The sequence below is a fragment of the Nitrospirota bacterium genome (assembly GCA_013388455.1).
Taxonomy (GTDB): domain Bacteria; phylum Nitrospirota; class Thermodesulfovibrionia; order Thermodesulfovibrionales; family SM23-35; genus JACAFF01.
Map to the genome: position 1 here is coordinate 1 of JACAFF010000042.1, position 25,872 is coordinate 25,872.

Annotated in this window: 25 protein-coding genes; 9 read left to right on the forward strand and 16 right to left on the reverse strand. The window is 35.0% G+C overall.

What is annotated here, in order from left to right:
* A partial coding sequence (locus HXY53_10195) for an Ig-like domain-containing protein (GenBank protein NWF76913.1) occupies positions 1–1,607 on the forward strand: 1,607 nt, incomplete at its 5' end.
* Positions 1,608–1,678: 71 nt separating this feature from the next.
* Here HXY53_10195 and HXY53_10200 read toward each other — a convergent pair.
* The 15 genes from HXY53_10200 to HXY53_10270 form a co-directional block, all read right to left on the reverse strand.
* Complete coding sequence (locus tag HXY53_10200) at positions 1,679–2,974, reverse strand: hypothetical protein (protein NWF76914.1); 1,296 nt, start codon at positions 2,972–2,974, stop codon at positions 1,679–1,681.
* A 108-nt stretch (positions 2,975–3,082) separates the two neighbouring features.
* Positions 3,083–3,460: a hypothetical protein gene (locus HXY53_10205; GenBank protein NWF76915.1), complete on the reverse strand. Its 378-nt coding sequence runs from the start codon at positions 3,458–3,460 to the stop codon at positions 3,083–3,085.
* Positions 3,461–3,510: 50 nt separating this feature from the next.
* Positions 3,511–4,665, reverse strand: coding sequence for an acyl-CoA dehydrogenase family protein (locus tag HXY53_10210; protein NWF76916.1), 1,155 nt, complete (start codon positions 4,663–4,665; stop codon positions 3,511–3,513).
* Between the two features lie 147 nt (positions 4,666–4,812).
* Positions 4,813–5,433 (reverse strand): response regulator transcription factor, encoded by a 621-nt coding sequence (locus tag HXY53_10215; protein ID NWF76917.1) that lies wholly within the window; start codon positions 5,431–5,433, stop codon positions 4,813–4,815.
* 290 nt (positions 5,434–5,723) lie between these two features.
* On the reverse strand, positions 5,724–6,116 hold the full coding sequence (locus HXY53_10220) for a PilZ domain-containing protein (GenBank protein ID NWF76918.1): 393 nt from the start codon (positions 6,114–6,116) through the stop codon (positions 5,724–5,726).
* A 146-nt stretch (positions 6,117–6,262) separates the two neighbouring features.
* Positions 6,263–6,889, reverse strand: a complete 627-nt coding sequence (locus HXY53_10225; GenBank protein NWF76919.1) for a response regulator transcription factor — start codon at positions 6,887–6,889, stop codon at positions 6,263–6,265.
* Between the two features lie 59 nt (positions 6,890–6,948).
* Entirely contained in the window at positions 6,949–7,320 is a 372-nt protein-coding gene (queD, locus tag HXY53_10230) for a 6-carboxytetrahydropterin synthase QueD (protein ID NWF76920.1), read from the reverse strand.
* On the reverse strand, positions 7,313–7,843 hold the full coding sequence (gene hpt, locus HXY53_10235) for a hypoxanthine phosphoribosyltransferase (GenBank protein NWF76921.1): 531 nt from the start codon (positions 7,841–7,843) through the stop codon (positions 7,313–7,315). Before hpt ends, queD begins: the two co-directional genes overlap by 8 nt.
* A gap of 65 nt (positions 7,844–7,908) precedes the next feature.
* Entirely contained in the window at positions 7,909–8,625 is a 717-nt protein-coding gene (locus tag HXY53_10240) for a CsgG/HfaB family protein (protein NWF76922.1), read from the reverse strand.
* A gap of 14 nt (positions 8,626–8,639) precedes the next feature.
* Positions 8,640–10,043, reverse strand: a complete 1,404-nt coding sequence (locus HXY53_10245) for an HD-GYP domain-containing protein (GenBank protein NWF76923.1) — start codon at positions 10,041–10,043, stop codon at positions 8,640–8,642.
* Positions 10,033–11,682 carry a HEAT repeat domain-containing protein gene (locus HXY53_10250; protein ID NWF76924.1) on the reverse strand — a complete coding sequence of 550 codons (1,650 nt, stop codon included), beginning with the start codon at positions 11,680–11,682 and terminating at the stop codon, positions 10,033–10,035. Before HXY53_10250 ends, HXY53_10245 begins: the two co-directional genes overlap by 11 nt.
* A 36-nt stretch (positions 11,683–11,718) precedes the next feature.
* Positions 11,719–11,997, reverse strand: coding sequence for a hypothetical protein (locus HXY53_10255; GenBank protein ID NWF76925.1), 279 nt, complete (start codon positions 11,995–11,997; stop codon positions 11,719–11,721).
* Positions 11,994–12,779, reverse strand: a complete 786-nt coding sequence (tatC, locus tag HXY53_10260) for a twin-arginine translocase subunit TatC (protein NWF76926.1) — start codon at positions 12,777–12,779, stop codon at positions 11,994–11,996. The genes HXY53_10255 and tatC overlap by 4 nt, the downstream gene beginning before the upstream one ends.
* A gap of 83 nt (positions 12,780–12,862) precedes the next feature.
* Entirely contained in the window at positions 12,863–13,207 is a 345-nt protein-coding gene (gene tatB, locus HXY53_10265; GenBank protein ID NWF76927.1) for a twin-arginine translocase subunit TatB, read from the reverse strand.
* A 4-nt stretch (positions 13,208–13,211) separates the two neighbouring features.
* Positions 13,212–13,997, reverse strand: coding sequence for a hypothetical protein (locus HXY53_10270; protein NWF76928.1), 786 nt, complete (start codon positions 13,995–13,997; stop codon positions 13,212–13,214).
* Positions 13,998–14,147: 150 nt separating this feature from the next.
* Between HXY53_10270 and trxA the strand changes: the two genes are divergently transcribed.
* The 7 genes from trxA (at position 14,148) to HXY53_10305 (ending at position 23,101) form a co-directional block, all read left to right on the forward strand.
* The gene (gene trxA / locus HXY53_10275; GenBank protein ID NWF76929.1) at positions 14,148–14,480 is read left to right on the forward strand and encodes a thioredoxin; all 333 of its coding nucleotides are present in this window, start codon (positions 14,148–14,150) and stop codon (positions 14,478–14,480) included.
* A 71-nt stretch (positions 14,481–14,551) separates the two neighbouring features.
* Positions 14,552–15,871 (forward strand): signal recognition particle protein, encoded by a 1,320-nt coding sequence (gene ffh / locus HXY53_10280; GenBank protein ID NWF76930.1) that lies wholly within the window; start codon positions 14,552–14,554, stop codon positions 15,869–15,871.
* Between the two features lie 47 nt (positions 15,872–15,918).
* Positions 15,919–16,596 carry an HAD-IA family hydrolase gene (locus tag HXY53_10285; GenBank protein NWF76931.1) on the forward strand — a complete coding sequence of 226 codons (678 nt, stop codon included), beginning with the start codon at positions 15,919–15,921 and terminating at the stop codon, positions 16,594–16,596.
* An 88-nt stretch (positions 16,597–16,684) separates the two neighbouring features.
* Complete coding sequence (glgP, locus tag HXY53_10290; GenBank protein NWF76932.1) at positions 16,685–18,346, forward strand: alpha-glucan family phosphorylase; 1,662 nt, start codon at positions 16,685–16,687, stop codon at positions 18,344–18,346.
* A gap of 482 nt (positions 18,347–18,828) precedes the next feature.
* Entirely contained in the window at positions 18,829–19,155 is a 327-nt protein-coding gene (locus tag HXY53_10295) for a hypothetical protein (protein ID NWF76933.1), read from the forward strand.
* A complete protein-coding gene (locus HXY53_10300; protein ID NWF76934.1) occupies positions 19,152–19,817 on the forward strand; it encodes a hypothetical protein in 666 nt (221 codons plus the stop codon). Before HXY53_10295 ends, HXY53_10300 begins: the two co-directional genes overlap by 4 nt.
* A 122-nt stretch (positions 19,818–19,939) precedes the next feature.
* Positions 19,940–23,101 carry a hypothetical protein gene (locus tag HXY53_10305; GenBank protein NWF76935.1) on the forward strand — a complete coding sequence of 1,054 codons (3,162 nt, stop codon included), beginning with the start codon at positions 19,940–19,942 and terminating at the stop codon, positions 23,099–23,101.
* Positions 23,102–23,139: 38 nt separating this feature from the next.
* Here the strand turns inward: HXY53_10305 and murA are convergent, their stop codons facing one another.
* The gene (gene murA, locus HXY53_10310) at positions 23,140–24,393 is read right to left on the reverse strand and encodes a UDP-N-acetylglucosamine 1-carboxyvinyltransferase (GenBank protein NWF76936.1); all 1,254 of its coding nucleotides are present in this window, start codon (positions 24,391–24,393) and stop codon (positions 23,140–23,142) included.
* A 202-nt stretch (positions 24,394–24,595) separates the two neighbouring features.
* Between murA and HXY53_10315 the strand changes: the two genes are divergently transcribed.
* Positions 24,596–25,858: a magnesium transporter gene (locus HXY53_10315; GenBank protein ID NWF76937.1), complete on the forward strand. Its 1,263-nt coding sequence runs from the start codon at positions 24,596–24,598 to the stop codon at positions 25,856–25,858.
* Positions 25,859–25,872 lie beyond the last annotated feature (14 nt).

The following is a 25,872-nucleotide window of genomic DNA, read 5'->3' on the forward strand; positions in this document are numbered from 1 at the left end:
TACTTCAGTTAGGCACATGCACAAGCCTTACACCAACAATCTCTCAAGGTGGAAGCTGCACTGTTACAGTAACCTTTTCTCCGACATCAGAAGGGTCAAAAACTGCAACATTACAGATAATATCGAATGATTCAGATTCTTCTCCTCTAAACGTATCTCTTAGCGGGACAGCTGTAACACAAACTGTCAATCTTCCAGATCTTACAGGTCAATGGCTCACAATGACACAGACCTGCAAGGCTAAGAAGACCGGGACAAAGTGCAAGATAAACGGGACATTGAGTATTCAGAATATCGGGACTCAAAATGCCACAACTTCTTTTGTGAGATACTACCTTTCAACAGATAACACATATGATAGCCAAGATACATTTCTGAAACAGGTTGCAACTGGAAAGGTGAAGGTAGGCAAACCCAAGACAAAGAAACTGAGTTACAGTTTCTCATCAGGGCAGTCAGCCTCAGGACAATATGTGATTGCTGTGATTGACGCAGACAATACAATAACAGAGAGCAATGAAACAAATAACAACATCTCCCATTACTTTGAAGGTGAAGCACCTCCTGCTGATACAACACCACCAACTATTACATCTATCCATCCTGCAGGCAATGCCACAGGAGTTTCTGTTAGCACAACAATAAGTGCAACATTTTCAGAGGCAATGGATTCATCAACTATTAACACATCTACATTTATAGTCTCAGGAGTTTCAGGGACAGTAACATATTCAGGAAACACAGCCACCTTTACCCCTTCAGGCAATCTTGCATATAACACAACTTATACTGCAACTATTACAACAGGTGTAAGGGATTTAGCTGGAAATCTAATGGCAGCGGATTATACATGGAGTTTTACTACAACAAGTAGTTCAGAGCCCCCTCCAACAACACTAACAAATCTCTTCTTTCTACACCATTCTACTGGTGATGGTTTGATTGTAGAAGGAGATATGAGAGGAGTAATCTCAACATATAACTCCTCTCATGGGACACAGTTTGAATTCTGGGATCACGGTTATAACTCTGATGGACTTCGTAATCCTCAGGGAGAATTTACAGGCACAAACTACAATATCCCTGGTGACAATACAGACCCTGATGGACTATATAATCTATGGACAAGTAACGAAACAGATTATGTCAATGCACGAAATCAGATTCTCAACAACCATGAGGTGATTGCCTTTAAATCGTGTTTCCCTGCATCGAATATACCTGATGCTGCAACATTAGCACAATATCAGACATGGTATCTCGGAATGAGGGATTTCTTTGACACACGCACAGACCGTCTGTTCATTGTAATGTCAACACCACCTTTACACAGGCTGGCAACTAATTCAACCACAGCAGCAAATGCAAGGGCATTTGCAGACTGGCTGTGCAGCGATACTTATCTTAGCGGGCATCCGAATGTTCGATGCTTTAACCTCTTTGATTATCTTGCACATCCTGATGATGGAAGTTCCAATGCAAACATGCTTCGTTATGATTATGAAGGGAGCCATTCAGACAGCGATTCACATCCAAATACACTTGCAAATCAGACCGTAGGACCTATTTTTGCAGATTTCCTTTGCACTTCAGCAGCAAGTTATTAATATTAAAAAAAGGGGCGAGTTTAAACTCGCCCCACTCTCTAAACTATACATCTCGATTCTTATTTTATTATTTATGGCAATACCTGAAGTGCGTCAAGGTCTATATAGTATCCTGTCGAGCTTGCATTCTTCTGCCCTGATACCTCAATGCCGACAGTATGGCTTCCTGATGAAAGTCCAGTCTTTCTCAATATTACCTGCCACTGAGGTGAAGGGCTGTAAAGGTCTACCATGCCGAGATATGAACCGTCAAGATATACCTTTGCCTTACCGAGTATAGGGGCTTTTGTGACAATCCAGCTTATTCCTGTACCGTCAAAAGAAAAGTTTAATCTTGCTCCGATCTCATTAGAATACATCAGTGCATGATCACTGCAGGAAGAACAGTTATATACATTCCACGTTCCCACATAGTCAATAGAAGGTGAAGGATCGTTTTCTTCAAACCAGTTGTAGATTGCATCGCCGTAAGCAATGGTATAATCGCCGAAACAAACTACAGAGTCTAACTCGCTGTAAGCAATCCTGAAAAACCCTGCCTCTCCCCAACCTGTTCCCCAACTGTTTTTTACGATAAAATATTGACCGGCGTCGTTATATCCTACAATCAACACCGCATGTCCACCTTCATAGGTTCCATATGTATATGAATAAATACCGGACGTGTAATAAAAAAAGTCAGTATATACATCCATTGATGTCACCAATGGGCCATACAAATATAGCGCATTCTTGATTGCATTTACAGTAGGATTAGTAGTTGCTACATAACCCCATTCATAAATCTTGTGTGCTTTGTTTTGCCAGTTTGAACAGGCATTTGAACAGTTCCCATTCGTTGCGGTGTAAGGATAGCATATCTCTGAGGCTGTTCCAGTATTTCTGAGAAAATTCGATGCGATATCCGTATAGCCTCCATAACAACCACCAATGGGACTGCATGATACTACAATTTGTTCTGACAGGTCTCTGTTAAATCCAGAATAGGAATATGTAATCAATTCTTTTGACTCGAGTGCCGCAGTTGTTGCAAATGCCCAACATGAACCACAGTCACCTTGATCCTTTATAGGTGTGACATAATTGCCTCCATTAGATCTCCAATCAAGTGACGAAGGAGGTGAGATTCGAATGCCCAATGTTATAAACTTTTCTTCACCTGTAAGATCAGGTTTAATAAATCCAAGTCGAAATCTCCTTTGCTCTTGAGATAATTCAGAGACCGAAGTTTTACCAGCAATCCACTTGGCGCCTTTCATGAGTATTTCCTTCTTTATATCATCTAATTCAGAGCCATAAACTAATGATGAAAATAGAAATATTAAGGAAAATATTAGTGCTAAAATACTGATTTTTTTGTTATACATAATAAACACTCCCCCCTCTCACTTATTCATTGATAATTATCTTTGAATCTCTTTATCTTGTCAAGACCTACAAAGGTTTTAAAAAAAATTTAAACTAAAGTCTTATTTTTAAGCATGTTCGATCTTTATCCTGATAGAACCCTTTACTTCTCTGAGAATTGTAGCATCACCAATAATCCGACCAACAAGATTCACATCGCTTGCAGGCACAGGATCAGAGCCTTTGCTTATAGGTGTAGGCCCGAAAAAGATTGCAAGTGCATTTCCTGGTGGCCAATAACCAATATCTCCAATTTTTACTCTGGAAGTGGCTGTTTCATCAAGTGGCAGTTCTACAGGGATTTCAAAATAGTATTCATCTCCCCATTTTTCTGGAATTGTTTCGATAGGAAGGACATTATAAATCGCAATTGCAGTCTTTGTTTCATATAATTCTGCGAATAGGGTAATATTTTTTATAGTAATTTTTATCTTTCTCTTCTCCATGATGGTTAACCCAAAAATGCAATTTTAGGATTAAAAAGTCTGCCTTTTAATTATTTTTTTGCAGACTCTTTTATGAGTGACTGTCCGATTATGTTCCTCTGTATCTGGTTTGTTCCCTCGTATATCTGAAGAATTTTTGCATCACGCATCATTTTCTCAACAGGATATTCCCTCATATATCCAGAACCACCCATAACCTGCACAGCGTTTGTTGTCACCTTCATTGCCATGTCAGTTGCAAAAACCTTTATCATTGCAGATACTTTAGATATATCCTTCGCACCACTATCTATATAGCGTGCTCCACAATACAAGAATGCCCTTGCTGCTTCTATCTCTGTTGCCATATCTGCAAGCATATGCTGAACAGCCTGAAAACTGATTATTGGATGTCCGAACTGAATACGCTGTCTGGCAAATTTTATAGCTTCTTCGAAAGCTCCTTGTGCTACCCCAACACCCTGGGCTCCAACACCAGCCCTTGCATTATCGAGTGTCCTCATAGCAATAATAAATCCCATACCTTCTTTGCTTATAATATTCTCCTTAGGAATTTTACAGTTATCAAATATCAACTCTCTTGTTGTAGATGCCCTTATACCCATCTTTTTTTCTTTCTTTCCAAACTGGAAACCAGGCGTTCCTTTTTCAACAATAAAAGCAGATGCCCCACGTGCACCCTTTGTTTTATCAGTCATAGCGATTATTGTATAAATATCCGCCTCTCCTCCATTGGTAATCCACTGTTTTGTTCCGTTTAATATATATTCACTTCCATCAAGCTTTGCAGTTGTTTGTATGCCAGCAGCATCACTTCCAGCATTAGGTTCGGTAAGCGCAAATGCAACAAGTCTTTTGCCTATAGCAATATCAGGAAGATATTTTTTCTTTTGTTCTTCGCTTCCAAATAGTAAAATCGGATAAGTTCCAAGTGCATTCGCTGCATATGTTGTTGCAACACCAAGACAAGCCCTCGAAAGCTCTTCTACAACTAAACAGAGTTCAAGACAACCTTTACCAAGTCCACCATACTCTTCTGGAACAAAGATGCCGAAGATATCTGACTGTGCAAGAACTTTCATAATTTCCCATGGAAACTCCTCTTTTTCATCAAGTTCTGCTCTTACAGGAACAACTTTATCTTCTGCTATTTCTCTAACAAGATCTCTTATCATTTTTTGCTCTTCAGATAAAAAGTAATCCATCTCTGTCCTCCATAATCTATAATCTTTTAGAAATTAAAGGTTCACAGTGAACTTGCCAAATGAAAACCTTTTTAAAATTTAATTCTAACAAAAAGGAGATAGGTTTTAAAAGTTTTCTACTTATCTTTTTATTGCTGAATTTATGACTTAAATAATGCAGGTATGCGATTGATTATTAATCTTGTGGTTATTCATACTAAACGCAATCAACTGAGAACGGTTCGATACATTGAACTTCTTGTAAATTCTATTTAAATGTGCTTTAATAGTTTGTTCACTAAGCGAGAGCTTCATTGCAATTTTTTTATTATTATACCCCTGACTGACATATTCTATAATCTCTCTTTCGCGGAATGTTAGAGATTTTATTTTACCGGATTTAGAGATAAGCCCTTTGTTATGCAGAAACTCCTTCAAAGTGCTGTTACTTATCCAGATCTGGCCTTCATGAACAACTTTTAAAGCTTTTTTAAACAATTTTAAATCTGTATGTATTGAAATAACTCCATAAATTTTATAGGAAAGCAATGCAGATATAATATCATCCTGATGTATCCCGATATCAATAAGTATAATTTTAGAATTAGGATATTGTGAAAAAAGTTTTTGGTTAAGATTATTAATATCTATCAAAATAATATCAGGTTTTAAAAAAAATATTTTATTACCATCATGATAACAAAATGTTTGAAAGCCTTCTTCTTTTCTTAGAAGTTCACAAAGTCCTTCGCAAAGTAAACGATTCGTAATAAGGACAAAGATATTCATTTGAATATTTAAATAGCACTAACCCCTATTATTCATAAATTTTTAAGACATTGACAGGACATAGTATTTAAGCGGATTTATTTTGCCAACATTCAAATACACCCCTCTTGGTCCTCCCTTCGCAAAGGGGGAATTAAAGGGGGAAAGAGGCAAAATACCTGTCTTATTAACCATAGTTTATGAATAATCAAGGCTAAAGGTATTTTTATAATTATCTATTGAAGTTTCTAAAAATTCAATTAGAAAAAAGTTGTAATTTTAGAAAATAAAGTATGAGAAAAGATTTAAAACTAAAGTTCAATAGAATTAAAACTTCCGTTTATAATTTTAAGGCCTGTCAGTGATATAGCTTCATCATGTGAAGTTGTTACCCATTTAATCTCAGCTTTAATAGGAGAATCAGCCAATTTTAATTCTAATATGTCACCTAAAGGAAAAGATGGCATGCCGAATATCTTCAAACCAATACCGGTATTTGAGAAATTCACAGTAGTAGCTTCCATTTGAATATCTTTATAAGTGCATACACATGGTATTTCTTTATTTTTACGATATTCTTTTCTTTTATCAGCTCCATATTTTCCGCTAAAAATTATTCCGCAGTAAGGGCATGGCTTAAAATTTTCTACAGAAGAACTGTATGAATCCTTGTTACATTTAGGACAAATTATCCTTAAAATCAAATATTGCCCCCTTAAAAATTGTTACCTCTAAGACGATGTATTTTTATTTAATTTTTAAACCATTTTTTAAGAATTTACAATTACCCTAAAGGTTAATTTTTGCATTAAAAAGTTATGTTTTATTACAAACTAAAGTTTTAAAACTTTTAGATACATCCATACCACATCTTATGCGTAAACAATGCAAGCTGAAGTCTATCTGATACGCCAAACTTTTTGAAAAGCCTGTTACAATGTGATTTAACGGTATATTCACTAATATCAAGCTTCTGAGCAATCTCCTTATTCCTGTATCCATCACAAATGAGGTTCAATATTTCCTTCTCTTTCTTGGTAAGATGCACTTTCTTTTCTGCTTGGTTTATCTGCAATATTACGTCTTTTATTGCCTTACGATCCAGCCATAACTCTCCAGAATGAACAACCCTCAAAGCTTTCTTTAACACAGCAAAATCTGCTTCAGGAGAAAGGATTCCTGATACCCCTCTAACTATTAGTTCAGGAACATGTTTTTCATAGTCATAAAACCAGGATTTATCACTTATTAGAAGGATTTTTACTTTTTTATCATCAAACGGAAATTCTTTTGGGAAAGAGCGAAATATTTTAAAATCAGCAAGGATAATATCTGGATTTAGTTTTATTATCTCTTCAAAGTCTATACCTTCATCAAATATTCCTATTATTTCTATATCAGGGTCACCTTTAAAAAGTCTTTTAATGCCCTCACCGAGAAGATAGCTATGGCATCCTATAGCAATTCTTATTGACAAAATGAATGAAACCTCCCTTTTAAATATAAATCTATTATAATATTGTTTTTTATCTAAAATTACTCTTCAAAATATGTAGCAGAGGCTGTTTCAGATTCCCACACAGTTACAGCAGATAAATGAACATTGTCATCGTTCAGCTTTTTTTTGAGTAAATCAAAAATCCATTTTGCAATATTTTCTGAAGAAGGATTTTTTTCAGTAAAAGGAAATATCTCATTCAAGAAACTATGATCAAGAGGAGCGATAACTTCTTCAGTTAAGTCTTTCAGTTCATGAAAATCTATTGCTATATCGATTTCATTTAGCTTATTTGCAAGAACATATACCTGAATTTTCCAGTTATGACCATGAATTTTTTCACAGTCACCATTATAACCTCTAAGTTGGTGAGCAGCGGAGAAATTACTTTCTATCATCAATTCAAACACTTCTGATATCCTTTTTAAAAACCGAAATATAAGGCAGATTTCTGAATTTGTTCTCGTAATCAAGCCCGTAACCGACCACAAACTCATCAGGGATGTCAAAGCCTACATAATCAAGTGGAACATCAACAAGCCGTCTATCTTTCTTGTTTAATAGCACACATATTTTTATGCTTTTTGGTCTTCTTGAAAAAACTCTCTCCCTTATTTTATTCAAAGTAATTCCAGTGTCAATTATATCATCTACAAGAATAATATCTTTATTAGTTATTTCTTCACGAACGTCATAAAAAACCTTCACCTCACCTGATGTTTGAGTCTTTATATAACTTGAGGCAATGATGAAATCTATGGTAATTGGAATAGTTATACGCCTGATGATGTCAGAAAAAAACATTAAAGCACCTTTGAGTATTCCAATAACAATTATGTCTTTTCCTGAATAATCCTTTGAGATTCTATCTGCAAGTTCCTTAACACGAATCTGTATTTGACTCTCTGAAAAAAGAGGTTTTCCAATAATCATATTACCCAACTATACATAAATTTTGTATATAATATAAATAAAATTTAACTAAAATTCAAAAATTCTTATTCTAATTCAATAGCTTTCTTCGTCCTTTCTTTCCTCTTCTCTTCTTTTTCTGTATATTCTTGCATACATTCATCATCTTTACCTTTCACAAGAGAGCATTCGAGATATTCTGCAATCTCAATTATACAGGCTCTAATTGCTTTTCCTGTAGGTGTTTTTTCATGTTTGGCAAGGCTGCCTGAAAAAATTCCAACACCACCACCTAAACTGATTCCTTTTGCAGCCGAGGATGCCTCTATGGTCCTTGCATCTACTATCTCAGCGGTTTCGGTGTCAATAACCTTTAAATCAACTGCAATATAGGCTTTTTCTTTGGAACCACCTATTCTAAAACCTGCAATGCCAAACCCTGCGCCTGAACCGCTTGTTTCTTCTTCATATGCAGAAACAGTAGCTGCAACAAGATATTGTGCGCCTTTTATTTTCCCTATCTTTGCTTTAGTTTTGTTGTCTATTCTTCCTGATTCACCCAGATCCTGCTCGCCTAAAACAGCATCTAACTCCTTTCTTTCGAGCACCTGAAATGCTTTAGTGCTTACAAGTTCTGCAGCTAACATATCCTGTAACTCCCTGCCAACCTGCCATGACCACCAACCTGCACTAGTGTGGTTTGTGAATCTTAAAACGCCGACTCGTGGTTTTTCATCTGCAAAAATGTTTGAAACTAACGTTAACATAAAACACATTGTCATAAAAAAGATAAATTTTTTCATATGTTAACCTCCTCTTAAAGTAAATATTCAGCAAGATTTATCTTATATTTATTCGGATCAAGGGTTTTTACTATTGATCTGATATATTTTCCTTTTTCATTCTTTTCATTAAGATCTACAACCGGTCCACGGACATTTTCACCATTGCTATCTATAATAATCATTACCCGAGGTCTATCAGCAAAAACAACATCACTCTCATATACAAGTCCAAGTTCTCTTGTATCAAGCATTACTAAAGTTCCAATTGGGAATACTCCGACCATATTAATAAAAAATTTAAACAAAAGAGGGTCAAGCTGTGAGCCGGATCTTTCCATCATAACACTCAATGCTTTATCTGGAGCTAAAGGTATTCTTGAATATACCCTGGCAGAAGTCATTGCATCATACTGATCCACCAGACTTACTATTCTCGAAAAAAAGTCGAGCTCAGAATAACGTCGGACTTTTGGATATCCTGAAAGATCATAATTCATATGATGTTCGAATGCAACAATAGATGAACGAATGGATATATTATCAACTGATCTTAATTTTAAAATTGCTATAACACCCCATATCGGATGGCGCTTGATAAGCTTCCACTCATCCTCGGTGAAGTTAGTTGATTTATTAAGAATATCATTCGGAATTTCGATCTTTCCTATATCATGAAAAAGTGCTACAAGTCCAAGTTCTGTAAGTATCTTCTTACTCAATCCAAGTCGTTGTCCGAGGGCTACAGATAAAATGCTAACATTAACCGAGTGGTGATAAGTATATTCGTCGTAGTCTTTTATAGCTGTCATACCTAAAAGGAGCTTTTCTTCTTCTAATATTTGATCAACCATCGTTTCAACTATTCTCTTTGCCTTTTTGATATTAACTTTTTCTCCAGCCTTTATTTTTGTTATAACACCCTTTGAATAAGAAACTGCGTTGAAATATACTTTTTTAATTATTTTGCGCCTGTCTACTTCTTCCCCTTCCTTTATCTTTTTCAGTATACCTATCTCTATATTATCTGATTCCTCAAGTCCATCAGACATTATCTCATAAGGAGAATCTGAGATTCCTGCTGCAAGAAATGCCTTTATGAATAATTGAATATCTTTCTTACTAATAATATTTTTAAAAATAATACTCCCGATCCGACGTTTCTTTAATTCTCTCGTTAAATAATCAAAGTTCAGTAGATGTTCAAGTGAGTAACGAACCCTGTTATCATTTATATAGAAAAATTCACCTATGAGATCAAGTGAAATAATATTTTCATAACGCAAAAGAGAATTAATAAGAGAAAGAAATCTTTCAATAGCAGTTACAACAGCAATATTATCTGTATCATGAATTTGTGCAGTTCGAAGAATAACAGATAAATGATTGATAATGTCCTGGTAGTTTTTTCTTATTTCTTTTTCTTCTTTAACTTCCATATTCTATTCTTTTGAGTGCTGCCTGAGTGTAATCTCTTAGAAGTTTATTCCCGGAATTTTTGAATTCATCAAGTATTGGCAAAACATCTTTGCTTCCGATTAATCCGAGACAAAATACAGCACATGCCTTATTTTCATATAGTTTTGCCCTGTTGAAGAACGTTTTTTTTCTTAAGATTTTAACTAAAAAATCAAGAACATCTTGATCTTTCCATTTTGATAATACTTCAAAAAAATCCTTTTTTTCTTCAATGTCCTTATCCTTAAATGCCTTATCCAAAATTTTTTCAAAAATTATTTTTTTAGCTGCCTCTGAACCTGTATTGCCAAGTGATTTTACTGATGCAATTCTCACTTGCATATCTGTATCATCGAGAAATTCCTTAAGAATCTGGATCACTTCTTTTCCACCAAGTTCCCCTAATGTTTTTATAACCTCTTTCCTGACCCTTATATCTGGATGTTTTACTGTTTTTATTAAATAATCAAGAGATCTTCTATCACCAATTCTTCTGAGAATATAAATAATATTTCTTACAACATACCATCTTGGATCATTTAATCCTTTTGCTATTGACTGTATGTCTTTAGATCCCAGAATTATAAGAGCCTCGATGACGCTCTTCCTCGCACGGATAGTTTTTAATTCGCCAAGAAACTTTATGAAAGCCGGAATAGAATTTTTGTCAATAAATCTAATGAATTCCTCAAAAATGCCTCCTTCAATCTCGATACCGCTGTCAAGAATCTCTGCAAGAAGACTTATAATTTCCTCACTACCTGTATATGAATAAAGCATTTTCACATATTTCTTGTCTTCTTCTTTAAAAGATGGTTCTTCTATAAACTGCTGAGCCATTTTCAATATATTCACTATTATCTTTAATTCCCCATGTTTCATTGAAAATTGAATAATATCTTTGAGAAATAAAGAAACGTTTTCTAACTCACTTTTATTTTCGTATTGGTAAATAATTTCGAAGAGAATGTTTACAAGTTTTTCTAACTTATTATCTGTGTCTTTTTCGAGTTTTTCAACAAGTAATTTTAAGTCATTATCTGTAAGTGATACAATTGAAATTTTTTTCACATCTTCTTCTTGAAAACCTTCTGAATAAGCTCTCATAAGGTCATTTAAGTCTGTAACCTTTTCTTTTACCTTTTCTTCTACGGTTGATGCATAATCTTCTTCGTCAATATCAATAAGAAAATTTTCGTCTACAATATAACTGATATTTTGAAAATCTTTTTCCCACAAAAGAGTTACTATATCGTCATCTATTGCCTCTCTATCAAAATCCATTGCAATTATTTTTAAAAATTCCTCAAGTTCTTCCTGTGTCAAACCATTTTTAAATGTTAATTCTCTTAAACCATCTTTAAAGAAAAATAGGGCAATATTATCTTCTTTGTCAGGATTGTAATAAATCTGTTCTGTATCATAAAGAATAGAATTCTGTTTAAATTTAAATGTTAGATGATCCTTGTAAACGAGGAAATCTTTAAATTTTGCATATGTGTCATCCAGCGTCTTTAAGTAAACAGGATTGTTTCGAGGATACATCCTAAAAGTTTTTTTTGCTTTTAAGATATTCTGAAGGATATCCTTCACTTCCTTTATATCATCAGAAACTTCCATAGTTAAAATTAACACACTTTTTTAAGGTGGTCAAACTCATATAATAATTATACGACGTTCTCTTGCAAAGTTTTTTATTATCATGACCGCTGAATTCATTCGCTGCAGCCTTGTATTTCTCCATCGGATTGCCTGTGTATCTCCCTGAGGAAATTTTTGGCCTCGAATTTCTATTTGAGCCTTTAAAAGTTCATGATAGAGTCCTTTTAAAGATTCTGCATCAAGAGGCTTTAAAAAGAGAGGATTAACAACTACATAACCCTCTGCTATATCGTAGGCAATAGCCTTCAGACTCTTACCTCTTATTGTCGTCATTGGACTAAACTCCGACTGATGAATATTCTTGACATCAAGATCCCTACTTCATATAAAACAATCATGGGGATAGCCATCAATGTCTGATTAAAAACATCCGGCGTAGGGGTTAGGATTGCTGCAGCAACAAATGCGAGCAAAATAGCGTATTTTCTCTTTTTTGCTAATGTATCAGGAGTAACAAAACCCATGCGTGTGAAAAAAATTATTATGATCGGTAGCTCAAAAACAAGGCCAAATGCAAGGATAAACTTAAGGCAAAAATCAACATACTTTCCAACGGAAAGCATAGGCATCATATAGTTCCCAATTTTATATGTCAATAGAAATCTTAATGCATAAGGAAGGACAATAAAGAAACAAAATGCAGCTCCTATCAAAAAAAGCATAGTCGCTGAAATTATAAAAGGTAAAATATATTTTTTTTCCTTCATGTGAAGACCTGGAGATACGAAACTCCAGAGTTGCTGAAAAATAAGAGGCAAGGAGATGAATATTGCGGCAACCAGTGCAACTTTCATATTGATCCAGAATCCTTCTGTAGGAGATAGAAAAACGAGCTTTGTATCCTTCAGTATATCCTGGAATATAAAATACATGTATTTATTTTTCAATGAAACAGTTAAATGGTAATGGAGAGGAAACATTAGAAACTCAAATATATATTCAGAAAAATTAAATGAAATAAAGAAAGTTATAATTAGTGCTATAGTTGATATAAACAGCTTTTTCCGTAACTCTCCAAGATGTTCCATGAAAGACATCGTTTTAGGATCTGTCATACTATTGCTCCAGATTCAGTCGTCGTCATAATCTTCCATTTTTCAAGAGGAATTTTTGTAAAGATATGCTCATAAATTAACATTTATCCAGCTTTATCTTTCGTATTAGTATCAAGAGCTTTATTGACTTCTGCTGTCTCTTTATCCATTTGTTTTTTTACTTCCCCTAAGGTATTGTCTATCGACTTCCCAGTTTCTTTCACATCACTCTCTATTTGTTTTTTTACATCTGAAAATGATTTACGTATTTCAGAGGTAGTATCTTCAAATTCTGTTTCAACCTGCTCTTTAACATCCTGAAATGCCCTTTTTAATTCTCCAAGACCTTTACCTAAAGTTCGTCCTAATTCAGGAAGTTTTTTAGGACCAAAAACGAGCAGAGCAACGATAAATATTACTATTAGTTCGGGCATTCCGATGTCAAACATGGAATTACTGTTCCTCCTCGTATATCTTTTTAACCTCTTTCTTTTCTGACGGTGAAAGGAAAGTTACAAGAAACATTATTCTTGTTTCAGGGTTTCTGTTCTTAAAATCGAACCCGGCACCGAAAGTAGTATAAATAAAGTCTGTCGTTTTTATACGGTATCCAAATCTTCCTTCGATTAGATCTATATTTTCACTCCAGTTACTTTTTTTACAATAAAGTTCTGCAAGAATTTTAAAATTGTGTGAAGCTGAAAAATCAAGACCTGCCAGAAATGATATTTCTTCATCAAGGCTTTTTGTGCCCGATTCTATGTAAAAAAGATTAAAATGACCGTTAACAGGCCCTACTCTTTTACTCATAATGAAACCAGCACCGTATCTACCATCTGTACTTATTTCATCTCGACCTGTTGGAATTGAAGCTGTAATTAGGTATGCTAATGAAGGTCCGTATTTCCCTTCTTCAAAAAAACGATGTTTGAACCCGAGGGAGATATCTTCAAAAGCATCAACAGAAGCTGAACCAAAAACAAATGGAATAGTAATTTCAAGTTCAACATTATCTTTAACACCATAAGCAGTTTTAAAAATAAGCCTGTAAAAATCAGGATCAATTGATATCTCAGCACCAGTAGAAACAGCAACTTTTCCCTTTGAAAGACTTTCTGCACTGAAGGTAGAAAATATACCGTAAGGATCTACTGGCTGGAGCCCTTTTATTTCAAATCCAAATGTATTTCTGCATAATATGACTGAGATTATAGAGACAAATAAGAAACATTTCTTCATCGTTAAAAAATAGCAGAAAAAACTAAATAGTGTCAATGAATTAAAGATTTCTGATTAAAAAAATCCACGTCAATTCGTAGCATTGACAAAAAATGTAATGAAAAAATATAATTAAAATGTATTAAAAAATAACTGCTAAAAATTAGGAGGATGACAGAAGTGGTACATGAGGTTACATCATCTACATGGGAAACTGAAGTAATAAAAGCTCAAGGCCTTGTGATGATTGATTTCTGGGCAGCGTGGTGTGGGCCTTGCAGAATGATTTCTCCAACAGTTGAAGAATTGGCTAAAGAGTATATGGGTAAAATAAAGGTTTTAAAACTGAATACAGATGAGAATTCTGATATTGCAACCAGGTATAAGATAATGGGAATACCTACTATTATGTTCTTCAAAGACGGCGTCAAACTTGACCATATAGTTGGGGTTGTTCCTAAACAACAACTCAAAGATCGAATTGATTCTTTCCTGAATTCATAGAGGTTTTTCTTCAAAACTTTATTACAAAATTTATAAAAATACAAAATTTGAGAAAATTCGCAACTCTATAAATGTTTGAATCACTAACAGAAAAATTAGAATCTATTTTTAAGCGTTTAAAAGGCAAAGGTCTTCTGAAGGAAGAAGATGTTGATATTGCCCTTAAAGAGATACGCCTTGCGCTTTTAGAAGCAGATGTTAATTTCAAAGTAGTCAAAGATTTTATAGAGAAGGTAAAAGAAAAAGCCATCGGCAAAGAAGTTCTCGAAAGTCTTACACCGGGACAGCAAGTAATAAAAATAGTTAATGAGGAACTCTGTGAACTCCTGGGTAAAACGAATAAAAAGATACAACTGTCACCGAATCCACCAACAATTATAATGATGGTAGGATTGCATGGCTCAGGAAAAACAACTACAGCAGCAAAATTAGCAAGGCTTTTGAAAAAAGAAGGCAGAAGGCCTATGCTTGTAGCAGCTGACCTTCAGAGACCTGCTGCAATCGATCAGCTTATCACTCTTGGAGCACAAATTGAAGTTCCGGTATTCAATTCAAAAGAATCCAGAGACCCTGTATCACTATGTAACGATGCGGTCAAAAAAGCAAAATCTGATGCAAGGGATGTTTTGATAATTGACACAGCAGGCAGATTACATATTGATGAGTCACTTATGGATCAACTCCGCAGGATAAAGGAAACAGTTTTACCAAAAGAAGTTATTTTAGTGGCTGATGCCATGACAGGACAAGATGCAGTGAATATTGCTAAAAATTTTGAAGAACAGATAGGTATTGATGGCATTATTCTTACAAAGATGGACGGTGATGCCAGAGGGGGAGCAGCAATTTCGATAGTATCTGTTACAGCTAAACCAATCAAATTTATTGGCACAGGTGAAAAGATCGAAATGCTTGAGCCTTTCTATCCCGAAAGGGTTGCTTCAAGAATTCTTGGAATGGGTGATGTTTTGAGCCTTATTGAGCAAGCTCAGAAGACTTTTGATCAGAAGGAAGCAGAAAAACTTCAGAAAGCAATTTTGGATGAATCATTTACTTTTGATCATCTCAAAGAGCAGCTTGCAAAGATGCGCAGTATGGGACCTCTTGAAAATTTAATTAATATGATTCCAGGTTTGAATAAAGTAAAAAATCTAAATATAGATGAAAAAGAGCTTATAAAAGTAGAAGCTATTATTAATTCAATGACTAAAAAGGAAAAAAAAGATCATACTATTATTAATGGAAGCAGACGTAAAAGAATTGCAATAGGAAGTGGGACAACAGTTACTGATGTCAACAGGGTTATAAAGCAGTATATTGAAATAAAGAAAATGCTAAAGATGTTCAAAGGAAAGAAGGGATTCAAATTGCCTAAATTTCTACCCTTTTAAAATCTACCCTTAATATTGTTGTATAAATACCACAAATAAAAATAACGATGAATTTGACAGAACTCCGATTAAATAATATAGATTTTGTTCTGCTTGACATGGATGGAACCTTGCTTGATAAATACTTTGATGATTATTTCTGGGAACATCTGGTGCCTGAGAGATATTCTGCTAAACACAATATAGAATTTTCTAAAGCAAAAAAAGAGCTCATAAAAAAATATAAAATCCACGAAAAAACATTGAACTGGACAGATTTAGACTTCTGGTCTGAAGAATTGCGTCTTGACATTCCTGCCTTAAAAAAACAGATAGAGCATCTTATAAATGTTCATCCTCATGTAGAAAATTTTTTAAAGCTTTTGAAGCAAAAGAAAAAGTGTGTATATCTTGTTACAAACGCCCATTACAAATCAATCAACCTTAAACTGAAAAAAACTATGATTGGAAAATACTTTGATTCAGTTCTTTCTTCGTTTGATACAGGTTATCCTAAGGAAACAATTGATTTCTGGCTTGAAGCGGAGAAAAGGCTTGGGTTTGATAAACGGAGAACACTTTTTATTGATGATACTCATGATAATTTAATAACTGCAAAGCAATTCGGGATTAAATATATCCTTTTTAAAGGCAGGTCAAACTCAAAAATAGACCCTGAAAAATCTGAAGAATTTTTATACATTACTGATTTCGATGAGCTGATAGATGCTTTTCTCAATTGTTAATATATATATAAATATCATAGAATAGTTACTTATGAAAAACGCATGTCCTATTGAATTAACAAAAGACCCCAAGATTGCATATTTTTCTATGGAGATTGGTATTCACAATGATATTCCTACTTATAGTGGAGGTCTTGGCGTGCTTGCAGGCGATACTATCAGGACTGCAAGTGACCTTAAGCTTCCTATGGTTGCAATAACGCTTCTAAGTAAAAAAGGATACTTTATACAGGAACTTGATGAATATGGAAAACAAAAGGAATATCCTGTTATATGGAATCCAGCAGATTATATGACGCTACTGCCTACAAAAATTTCTATTCAAATTGAAGAACGTGATGTTATTGTGCAGGCATGGCAGTACAATGTGAAAAGCCTGACAGGTGGATGTGTACCTATATATTTCCTCGATACAGATACCCAGGAGAATATACCAGAAGACAGGGAAATCACATCATACCTTTATGGTGGAGATATTGCTTATAGGTTAAAGCAGGAGATAGTTCTTGGTATAGGTGGTGTGCGAATGCTACATGAGATAGGTTATGAAATTAAGAAATATCATATGAATGAAGGTCATTCAAGTTTGCTTACGATAGAGCTTCTTAATAAATTCAAGCGTCCGATAGAAGATGTCTGGGATGAAAGGCTTGTATGGGATACTGAAAAGGTTAAAGATCTTTGTGTTTTTACAACACATACACCCGTTGAAGCAGGACATGATAAATTTCCATATGATATTGTAAAAAGGATTCTTGGAGAACCAATACCTTTAAATGTCTTAAAAGAGCTTGGCGGGCAAGATTGTTTAAACATGACACGTCTTGGTTTAAACCTTAGCGAATTTATCAATGGTGTTGCTAAGAAACACAGCGAGGTATCCAGAAATATGTTTCCAGGCTATGAAATCACTGCAATAACAAATGGAGTTCATACATACACATGGACCTGTGATAGTTTCAAGCGCTTGTATGATAAATACCTTCCTGGATGGGCTAATGAACCTGAACTATTTGTGAGGGTAGGACGAATACCAGATGAAGAAATCTGGCAAACTCACCTTGAAGCAAAAAAGGTTCTTTTTGACTATATCAGGGAAAAGACAAATATCGATATGAGCCTTGACATACTTACTATAGGATTTGCAAGAAGGGCAACAGCTTATAAACGGGCTGATTTGATCTTCAGTGATATTGATAGACTTGAAAGGATTGGGTCTAATAAACTACAGATTATTTATGCAGGAAAGGCTCATCCAAAAGATGAAAATGGGAAGAAACTCATAGAGAAAATATTCTCAATTAAAGAAAGATTAAAAGATAAAATTAAGATGGTATACCTGAATAATTATGATATGAATATCGCACTGATGATGGTATCTGGTGTAGATGTATGGCTAAATACTCCTTTAAGGCCAAGAGAGGCATCAGGTACAAGCGGAATGAAGGCAGCACACAATGGAGTAATTAATTTCAGCGTTCTTGATGGATGGTGGATAGAAGGACATATTGAGGGATATACTGGATGGTCAATTGGACCAATTCCTTCAGAAACAATTCTGGTAGATAATATGGATACCCAGGATGCTGATGACCTTTATAATAAGCTTGAAAGAATAATAATCCCCATGTTTTATGAAAACAGACATACATGGGTTAGAATGATGCAGAATGCTATAGGGAAAAATGCCTATTATTTTAACAGTCACCGCATGATGCGCCGTTATGTTACCGATGCATATATAAGGTAAAATTTAAACTAAGTATATTCAATCATTGAATTATAACTCTTATTTAAAAAACAATTTGACATGTTGACAAATTACAGAAGATTTTTTATATTTTTTTAAATCATTCTGGATATGAAATTAAGAATGCATACTATAAAAGATATAAGCCACGAAGGCAAATATGCAATGAAGGCATTTCTTTCGTGGCTTTTAATTTTCGGAATCCATTAATTAGTATAAGAAAGATTTTCTATTGTAATGCTAACTCTCAATAAAATAGAGGCACCACTAAAATTATATTATACTTTTGATAGAATATTATGATATGAATATTTTTGATTAAAAGCAAAATTTCAATGTATTTGTGATTTAGATCACAGATTTTTCAAAATTATAGAGTTAATAAAATAATTATAGTAACTGTAAAAATAAATATATATATATATATATAGATATAAATAGTATAGTATGATATAATTATTATAAAAAATATGAGGTGTATAATGAAACGTGAAAAAGAAACATATTGGATTTTTTTAATATTTACATTGTTTTTTATTATATTTTGCAGCACGTCTCCAGTTTATTCAGAAGATGAGCTTTACTTGACAGGAATAGTTAAAGAGGTCGATTTTAAGAAGGGGGTTGTAACTGTAGAAGTATTGTCAAAAACATGTTCAGGGATTAAAACTTTTCAAACAGAAGATATAGAAAAACTCTTAGATAGTGAAGGGAAAAAAATCTCTTTTTTTATTAATACTTCAACATGCATTCCAAACGAAATTTATACAATGCATGGTTGTAATTTTCATAAGGAGTTCAAGAAATGAAAAAAAATCCATTAATAACTATTGGATTAATCATTATATTAATGTTATCAATTTCTTTTTCAGAAACTAAAGCGCAAACAATGAATGATTATTGTCAGATTCCTCCATTTGTCGGTTTTGCCGTTGAGCCAAATATTTTATTTGTAATAGATGTTAGCGGTAGTATGAGCTGGAAAGCGTATTCTTATAACGACACTGATACTGACGGAGATGGTTATCTTGACAATTATAACCCAAATGTTTCTTACGAAGGATATTTCAATCCTTCAAAAATATATAAATTAGATGCTAACGGAATATATGAGGAAACAACACCTACAGGGGTCCCCTGCACCTGTACTTGCATTAGATGGAGATGTAGAAATTTTAACTGGGGAGGATGTGTTTGGCATGGAGGAGGTTGTAGCAGATGGGGTTGTTGTATTGAGGAACAATGCACAGGAGACTGTAATCTGGAGTCAGGAAATTATCTTAATTATTTGAATATGGCAAGAATAGATTTGCTCAGATGGGCTATTACAGGAGGCACACCAAGTTCCTGCACCGGGAGCCAAACTTTCAATTCAGGATATTGCAATCCTGAATTATGGGATCAACCAGGAAATGATGTTAAGGTAGGAAATGTTTGTAACAATAACCTTATGTTAATGGTGATGGAATAGCTGATGGTGGATGTATCCTTTTAGCCGATAACGGGACTCAAGTTAAGGTACCATGGGACAGGATTTATGCTGGTTTGTCTTTTAAGTTTAAAACTTTAGAATTAAGACCAAGAGTAGGGGCAATGTTTTATAGTGGTACCAGTATAAGAGCCCAAAAGATATACATTGGAGATTTTACAGCTCCTAATTCTACTTCTGATGAATTTCCATATATGAATTTTATAACATATGTAAATTCAGCTTCACCATCTGGTTCCACGCCTACAGGACCTGCTATGTGGGATGCTTTGAATTACTTTGCCCAGAAGGCACCTGAATACAATGGTTTTTCACCTCAATCAGGTGCAGAAGATAGATGGAAGAACCCACTTTATGTTTGTGCCCAGGGTGGGATAAATTGCCAATACGTTCCATGTGCTAACAATTTCGTAATATTATTATCAGATGGACAATGGAATACGGGAGGTGGTCCGCCGGCCTATTTTACCTGTTCAATCAATTCTGGGTTTGAAAATCATTCAGCAGATCCTGTAGTCCCAGCATATAAAATGCATATGGGATTTGATAATACCATAACAAATGCTCACATAAACGTAAAAAATGTATATACAGTAGGGCTTTTTCTTGGTGGTACTGGAGAGCATTCTATGAAGAACGTAGCGGTCTATGGTTCATTTGATAATCTTGCAAGAACATGGCCTGCTAATTTAAATGGATACCCTAATGATACATGTTATATGGATGACTGTGGAAATGGTAGAGGTAGTCCATGTGAACCCTTACCAGAGTCATCTCCTGATTGGGATAAAGACGGAGACAGCAACCCAGATACTTTTTATAGCGCGACAAACGCTTTGGAGATTAAAGACAACCTTCTGGATGCTGTGCTTTCTATTCTTCAGCAGATAGCATCAGGGACAGCGGCTTCAGTGCTTGCTTCTGGTGAAGGCAGCGGTGCAAACCTGGTTCAAGCCGTCTTTTATCAGCAACGCTCTTATGGCTCAACTGATCTCTCATGGACAGGTTCTCTTAAGAACCTTTGGTATCATATTGACCCAATGCTTAGCGATGCAACAATAAGAGAAGATACATCTTCTCCTAAAGTTCTAAATTTGTCGAATGATTATATTATTAAATTCTTTTTTGATGAGATAGATTATACTACCAAGGCAAAACTTTTTTCAGATGCAAATGGGGACGGTGTCGCTGATAGCACTACTCCGGAAGCTACAGTTCTTTTTGACAATGTAAAATCACTTTGGGAAGCGGGAAAGGTATTACATCAGACAGATCCTGCAAATAGGACTATTTATACATATGATGGAACAAGTCGAATTCTTCTGCCAGACACTATATCTGGTAGTTCTCCATTAATTTCCCTTATGCAGGCAACAAATGCAAACGAAGCAACTGCAATATCAAGATACACAAAAGGGATTGATTTGAAAATTTGTTCTATATTAAAGAATATATGCGATGATGATACTGATTGCATTGAAATTGGTGAAACATGTAAAGCGTATAGGAATAGAACAGCAACTTATGATGGTGTAACAAATACCTGGAAGTTGGGCGATATTGTCAATTCTACTCCAAGAATAGTTTCATGGAGCCCATTAAATTTATATTATAAAACATACCTTGATGCAACTTATAAAAAATTTACTGAGACACCTGCCTATTTAACCAGAGGTCTTGTACTTGTAGGGGCTAATGATGGAATGCTCCATGCTTTTAAATTTGGTAATTTGAAGTTGTTTGAAGAAAAATTTAAGAAAGCAGAATTAACAGGAGCGGAACTGGGAAAAGAAGAGTGGGCTTTTATTCCTAAAAATGCATTACCTTATTTAAAATACATAGCAGATACAAATTACTGTCATATTTACACTGTAGACATGACCCCATATGTTTTTGATGCCAGTATTGGTGCTCCTGGAACAGGTGATATCTCAAATGATATAAAACCCTCAGACGGCTCTTCGTGGAGGACGATTGTTATAGGTGGAATGAGATTAGGCGGTGCATGCAAGGATGTTGCGACAGAATATGGGGTGCAAGCACCAGCATCTGGAATAGGATATTCATCATATTTTGCGCTTGACATTACAGACCCGGCAGATCCAAAAGTCCTGTGGGAATTTTCTAATCCTAATCTCGGTTTTTCAACGACTGGACCTGCGATTATCAAAATAAGTGAAAGAACAGATGGCATTCCTGATAATAATAAAAATGGCAAATGGTTTGTTGTATTTGCATCTGGGCCAACAGGACCAATAAATACTGTAGCACATCAGTTCAAGGGCTATTCAGACCAGAATCTGCGCATCTTCATTCTCGATTTAAAAACTGGCCAGCTGCGAAGAACAATTGATACTGGTATACAGAATGCTTTTGCTGGTTCAATGATTGGAGCTATGGTAGACTTTGATCAGATTAATACAACAAGTTCAGGTTTTTATCAGGATGATGCTCTATATTTTGGTTATACAGAAGCAGAAAATAATCCAATAACAGTAAATACGAGATGGTCAAAGGGTGGAATAATACGGATAATTACAAAAGAAGACCCTGATCCTAACAATTGGATCTGGAGCAAAGTTATAGACAATATAGGACCAGTCACAACATCTGTTAAATTATTGCAAAATTACAAAACAAAGGTTGTACGTCTCTACTTCGGGACAGGAAGATATTATTATAAAATTGCAGATGAGATTGACGACGCAAATAATATAAGGAAACTATATGGCATAGTAGAGCCCTGCTATACAACATCGGGTTTCAATAATAATTGTGCTATTACTGTTTCTGAAAGTTCTCTTAGTTTAGCTGATACTGCTGAAGGAACAACAGACTCAGAGGGCTGGTATTTAGTGTTAGATTCATGTACCAATGAAGCAGGAGAAGAGGTTTCTTGTGCAGATTCTTCTGTGTTTTATAAGACTGAACGGATGGTTACAGACCCTCTTGCTAGTGTTATTGGAGCAATTTTCTTTACCACTACAAAACCAGCTTCTGATATATGTGGATTTGGAGGAATAACTCATCTGTGGGCTTTAAAATATGACACAGGAGGTGCTGTGTCAAGTTCAATTCTTAGAGGACAGGCGCTTTTGCAAGTGTCAACAGGGAGTATAGAGGAAGTCGACCTATCATCAGCTTTTACTCAAAAGGAGGGCAGGAGAACTGCTGCTATTCAGGGAGTGCCTCCTCAAGGAAATCCTCCGGGGATTCTTGTTCCGCCTACACCTATAAAAAAGATTTTTCATATAAGGGAAAGATAGGAGATAGTCCATATTAATTCAAGGGATTCTCCATCTTCTTACTCTTTCACTCTTCTAATATCAGCCCCGATCTTTTTTAGTTTTTCTTCCATTTTTTCATATCCTCTGTCAAGATGGTATATTCGGTGTATTGTTGTTTCTCCCTTTGCAGCAAGAGCTGCAATAATAAGAGATGCACTTGCTCTGAGATCAGTAGCCATAAGTGGTGCACCTTTTAATATTGAGACTCCTTTTACTGTAGCAATTCCACCTTCAACGGTTATATCAGCTCCCATCCTGTTTAGTTCAGCAACATGCATAAACCTATTTTCAAAAATCGTTTCTCTAATAACACTTATACCGTCAGAGATGCACATGAGCGCCATGAATTGTGCCTGCATATCAGTAGGAAAACCTGGGTAAGGCATAGTTTTTATATCAGTAGATTTTAGTCTTTGTGGTCCTACAACACGGATATCATCTGATGAATATTCAAAATGTAGGCCGGCTTCCTTCAACTTCATAACGATTGAGTCAAGATGTTCTATATTACATCCTTTTAGTAACAACTCTCCACCTGTGATACCGGCGATTGTCATGAATGTTCCTGCTTCTATCCTGTCGGGAATTATAGAATATTGAATCGGTTTTAAATCGTCAACACCTTCGATTTCAATAACACTTTCACCTGCTCCATGTATCTTAGCGCCCATTGATATGAGAAACTGTGCAAGATCTCTTACTTCTGGTTCTCTCGCAGCATTTTCAAGTAAAGTTTTTCCCTTTGCAAGGGTGGCAGCCATCATAAGGTTTTCAGTTCCTGTTACTGTTGGGATATCAAGGTATATTGAGTTTCCTTTTAATCTTTTAGTCTTTGCAACTATATATCCTGATTCAAGCTTAATATCAGCACCCATCTTTTCAAGCCCTGTTAAATGAAGATTTACAGGTCTTGCTCCTATAGCACATCCTCCAGGAAGTGATACCTTCGCTCTTCCAAATCTTGCAAGCAAAGGCCCGAGAATAAGTATTGAAGCGCGCATTGTTCTTACGAGATCATACGGTGCATCAAAATTACTGATTTTGCTTGTGCTTATAACAACTGAATTATCTTTATAGTTGAAAAAAACTCCCAGATGTGAGAGAATTTTACCCATCGTAAGAATATCTTTTAAATAAGGTACCCTTTTAATCTCGGTATTTCCACTTGTTAGAAGGGATGCTGCCATAATAGGAAGAGCAGCATTTTTTGCACCGCTTATTTCAACTATCCCTTTTAATTTTTTACCACCATGGATTACAAGTTTATGCACTTTACACCTCTTTAATAAGTAATTCTTGAGATTGACTAAATTTTAAATATTTTGACAGCTAAGAGTTAAATTATAATACTAAATTGAAGGAATTTAGAATATTGCAAACTATATGTTGCTTTTAGCCGTGCAAATTTGGAAAATATAGCAATCTAAAACTATTTAATTTTATGTTATTAATAAAAGGTTGGGGGGTTCCATAATGCCCTTTTTCGGTGAACTTTTTGTCAGTGAGATATTGAGGAAACCAGTACTTGATCCAAAAGGTGAAGAACTTGGCAAAGTAAAAGACCTTATTGTCATAAAGGGAGAACCGTTACCAAAGATATCTGCTTTGATTATTGAAAGAAGAAAAAAGATTTATAAGCTCCCATGGTATGAGCTGAATATATTCAATAAGAGAATAATATCTTCTAAAATATACCCAGAAGGATTAACTCCTTATGAATATGATGAAAAGGACCTTTTAATACTGAGAGATATACTCGATAAACAAATCGTTGATGCAAATGGAGCAAAAGTTGTAAGAGTGAATGACGTGAAACTTGAAGGTTATAAAGATGAAGCTATACTTATTGCAGTGGATGTTGGAATGAGAGGTATTATGCGAAGATTGGGTATGGAAAGAAGTGGAGAGGACTTAATGAAACTCTTTAAAAAGCACCTTCCTTACAATTTGATAAGCTGGAATTATATTCAGCCACTTGAACCAAAACTGACACAGATATCACTAAAAGTTCCAAGGCAGATGCTGGCTGAATTACATCCTGCAGACATTGCAGAGATTATAAGTCAAGTTTCACATAAAGAAGGGGCAACTTTCTTCAAAGGGCTTGATATCGAAACAGCAGCAGAAGCACTTTCAGAACTCCAGCCAGATGTGCAGGTGGATATCATAAGCGATATGGAAACAGATAAGGCTGCTGATATAATCGAAGAAATGCCACCTGATGAAGCTGCTGATATACTAAGTGACCTTCCCGCAGACAAAGCAAAAGAAATACTTGAACATATTGAAAAAGAGGATGCAGAAGATATACAGGAACTCTTGAGCCATGAAGAGGATACAGCAGGAGGTTTGATGACTAACGAGTATATTGCTTATACTCCTGATACTACTGTGAGAAAGGCTATTGATAATTTTAAGAAAGATGCAGAAGAGGTTGAAACTGTGTATTACATATATATAATAGATGACGAGGAAAAGCTCTGTGGGGTTGTATCATTAAGGGACTTACTTCTTGCAAGGCTTGATGATAAGCTTTCAGAAATTATGGAGACAAAATTAAAAACAGTAACGCCTGATGTGGATGAAGGTGAGGTAGCTGCAATTATTTCAAAATATAATCTTGTGGCCATTCCTGTTATAGACAATGAAGGACATTTACTCGGGATAGTAACAGTAGATGATATTATGGATAGGATACTTCCACCAACAGCTAAGCGCAAAAGGAGAATGGTGTGAAACTCTGGAAAAAG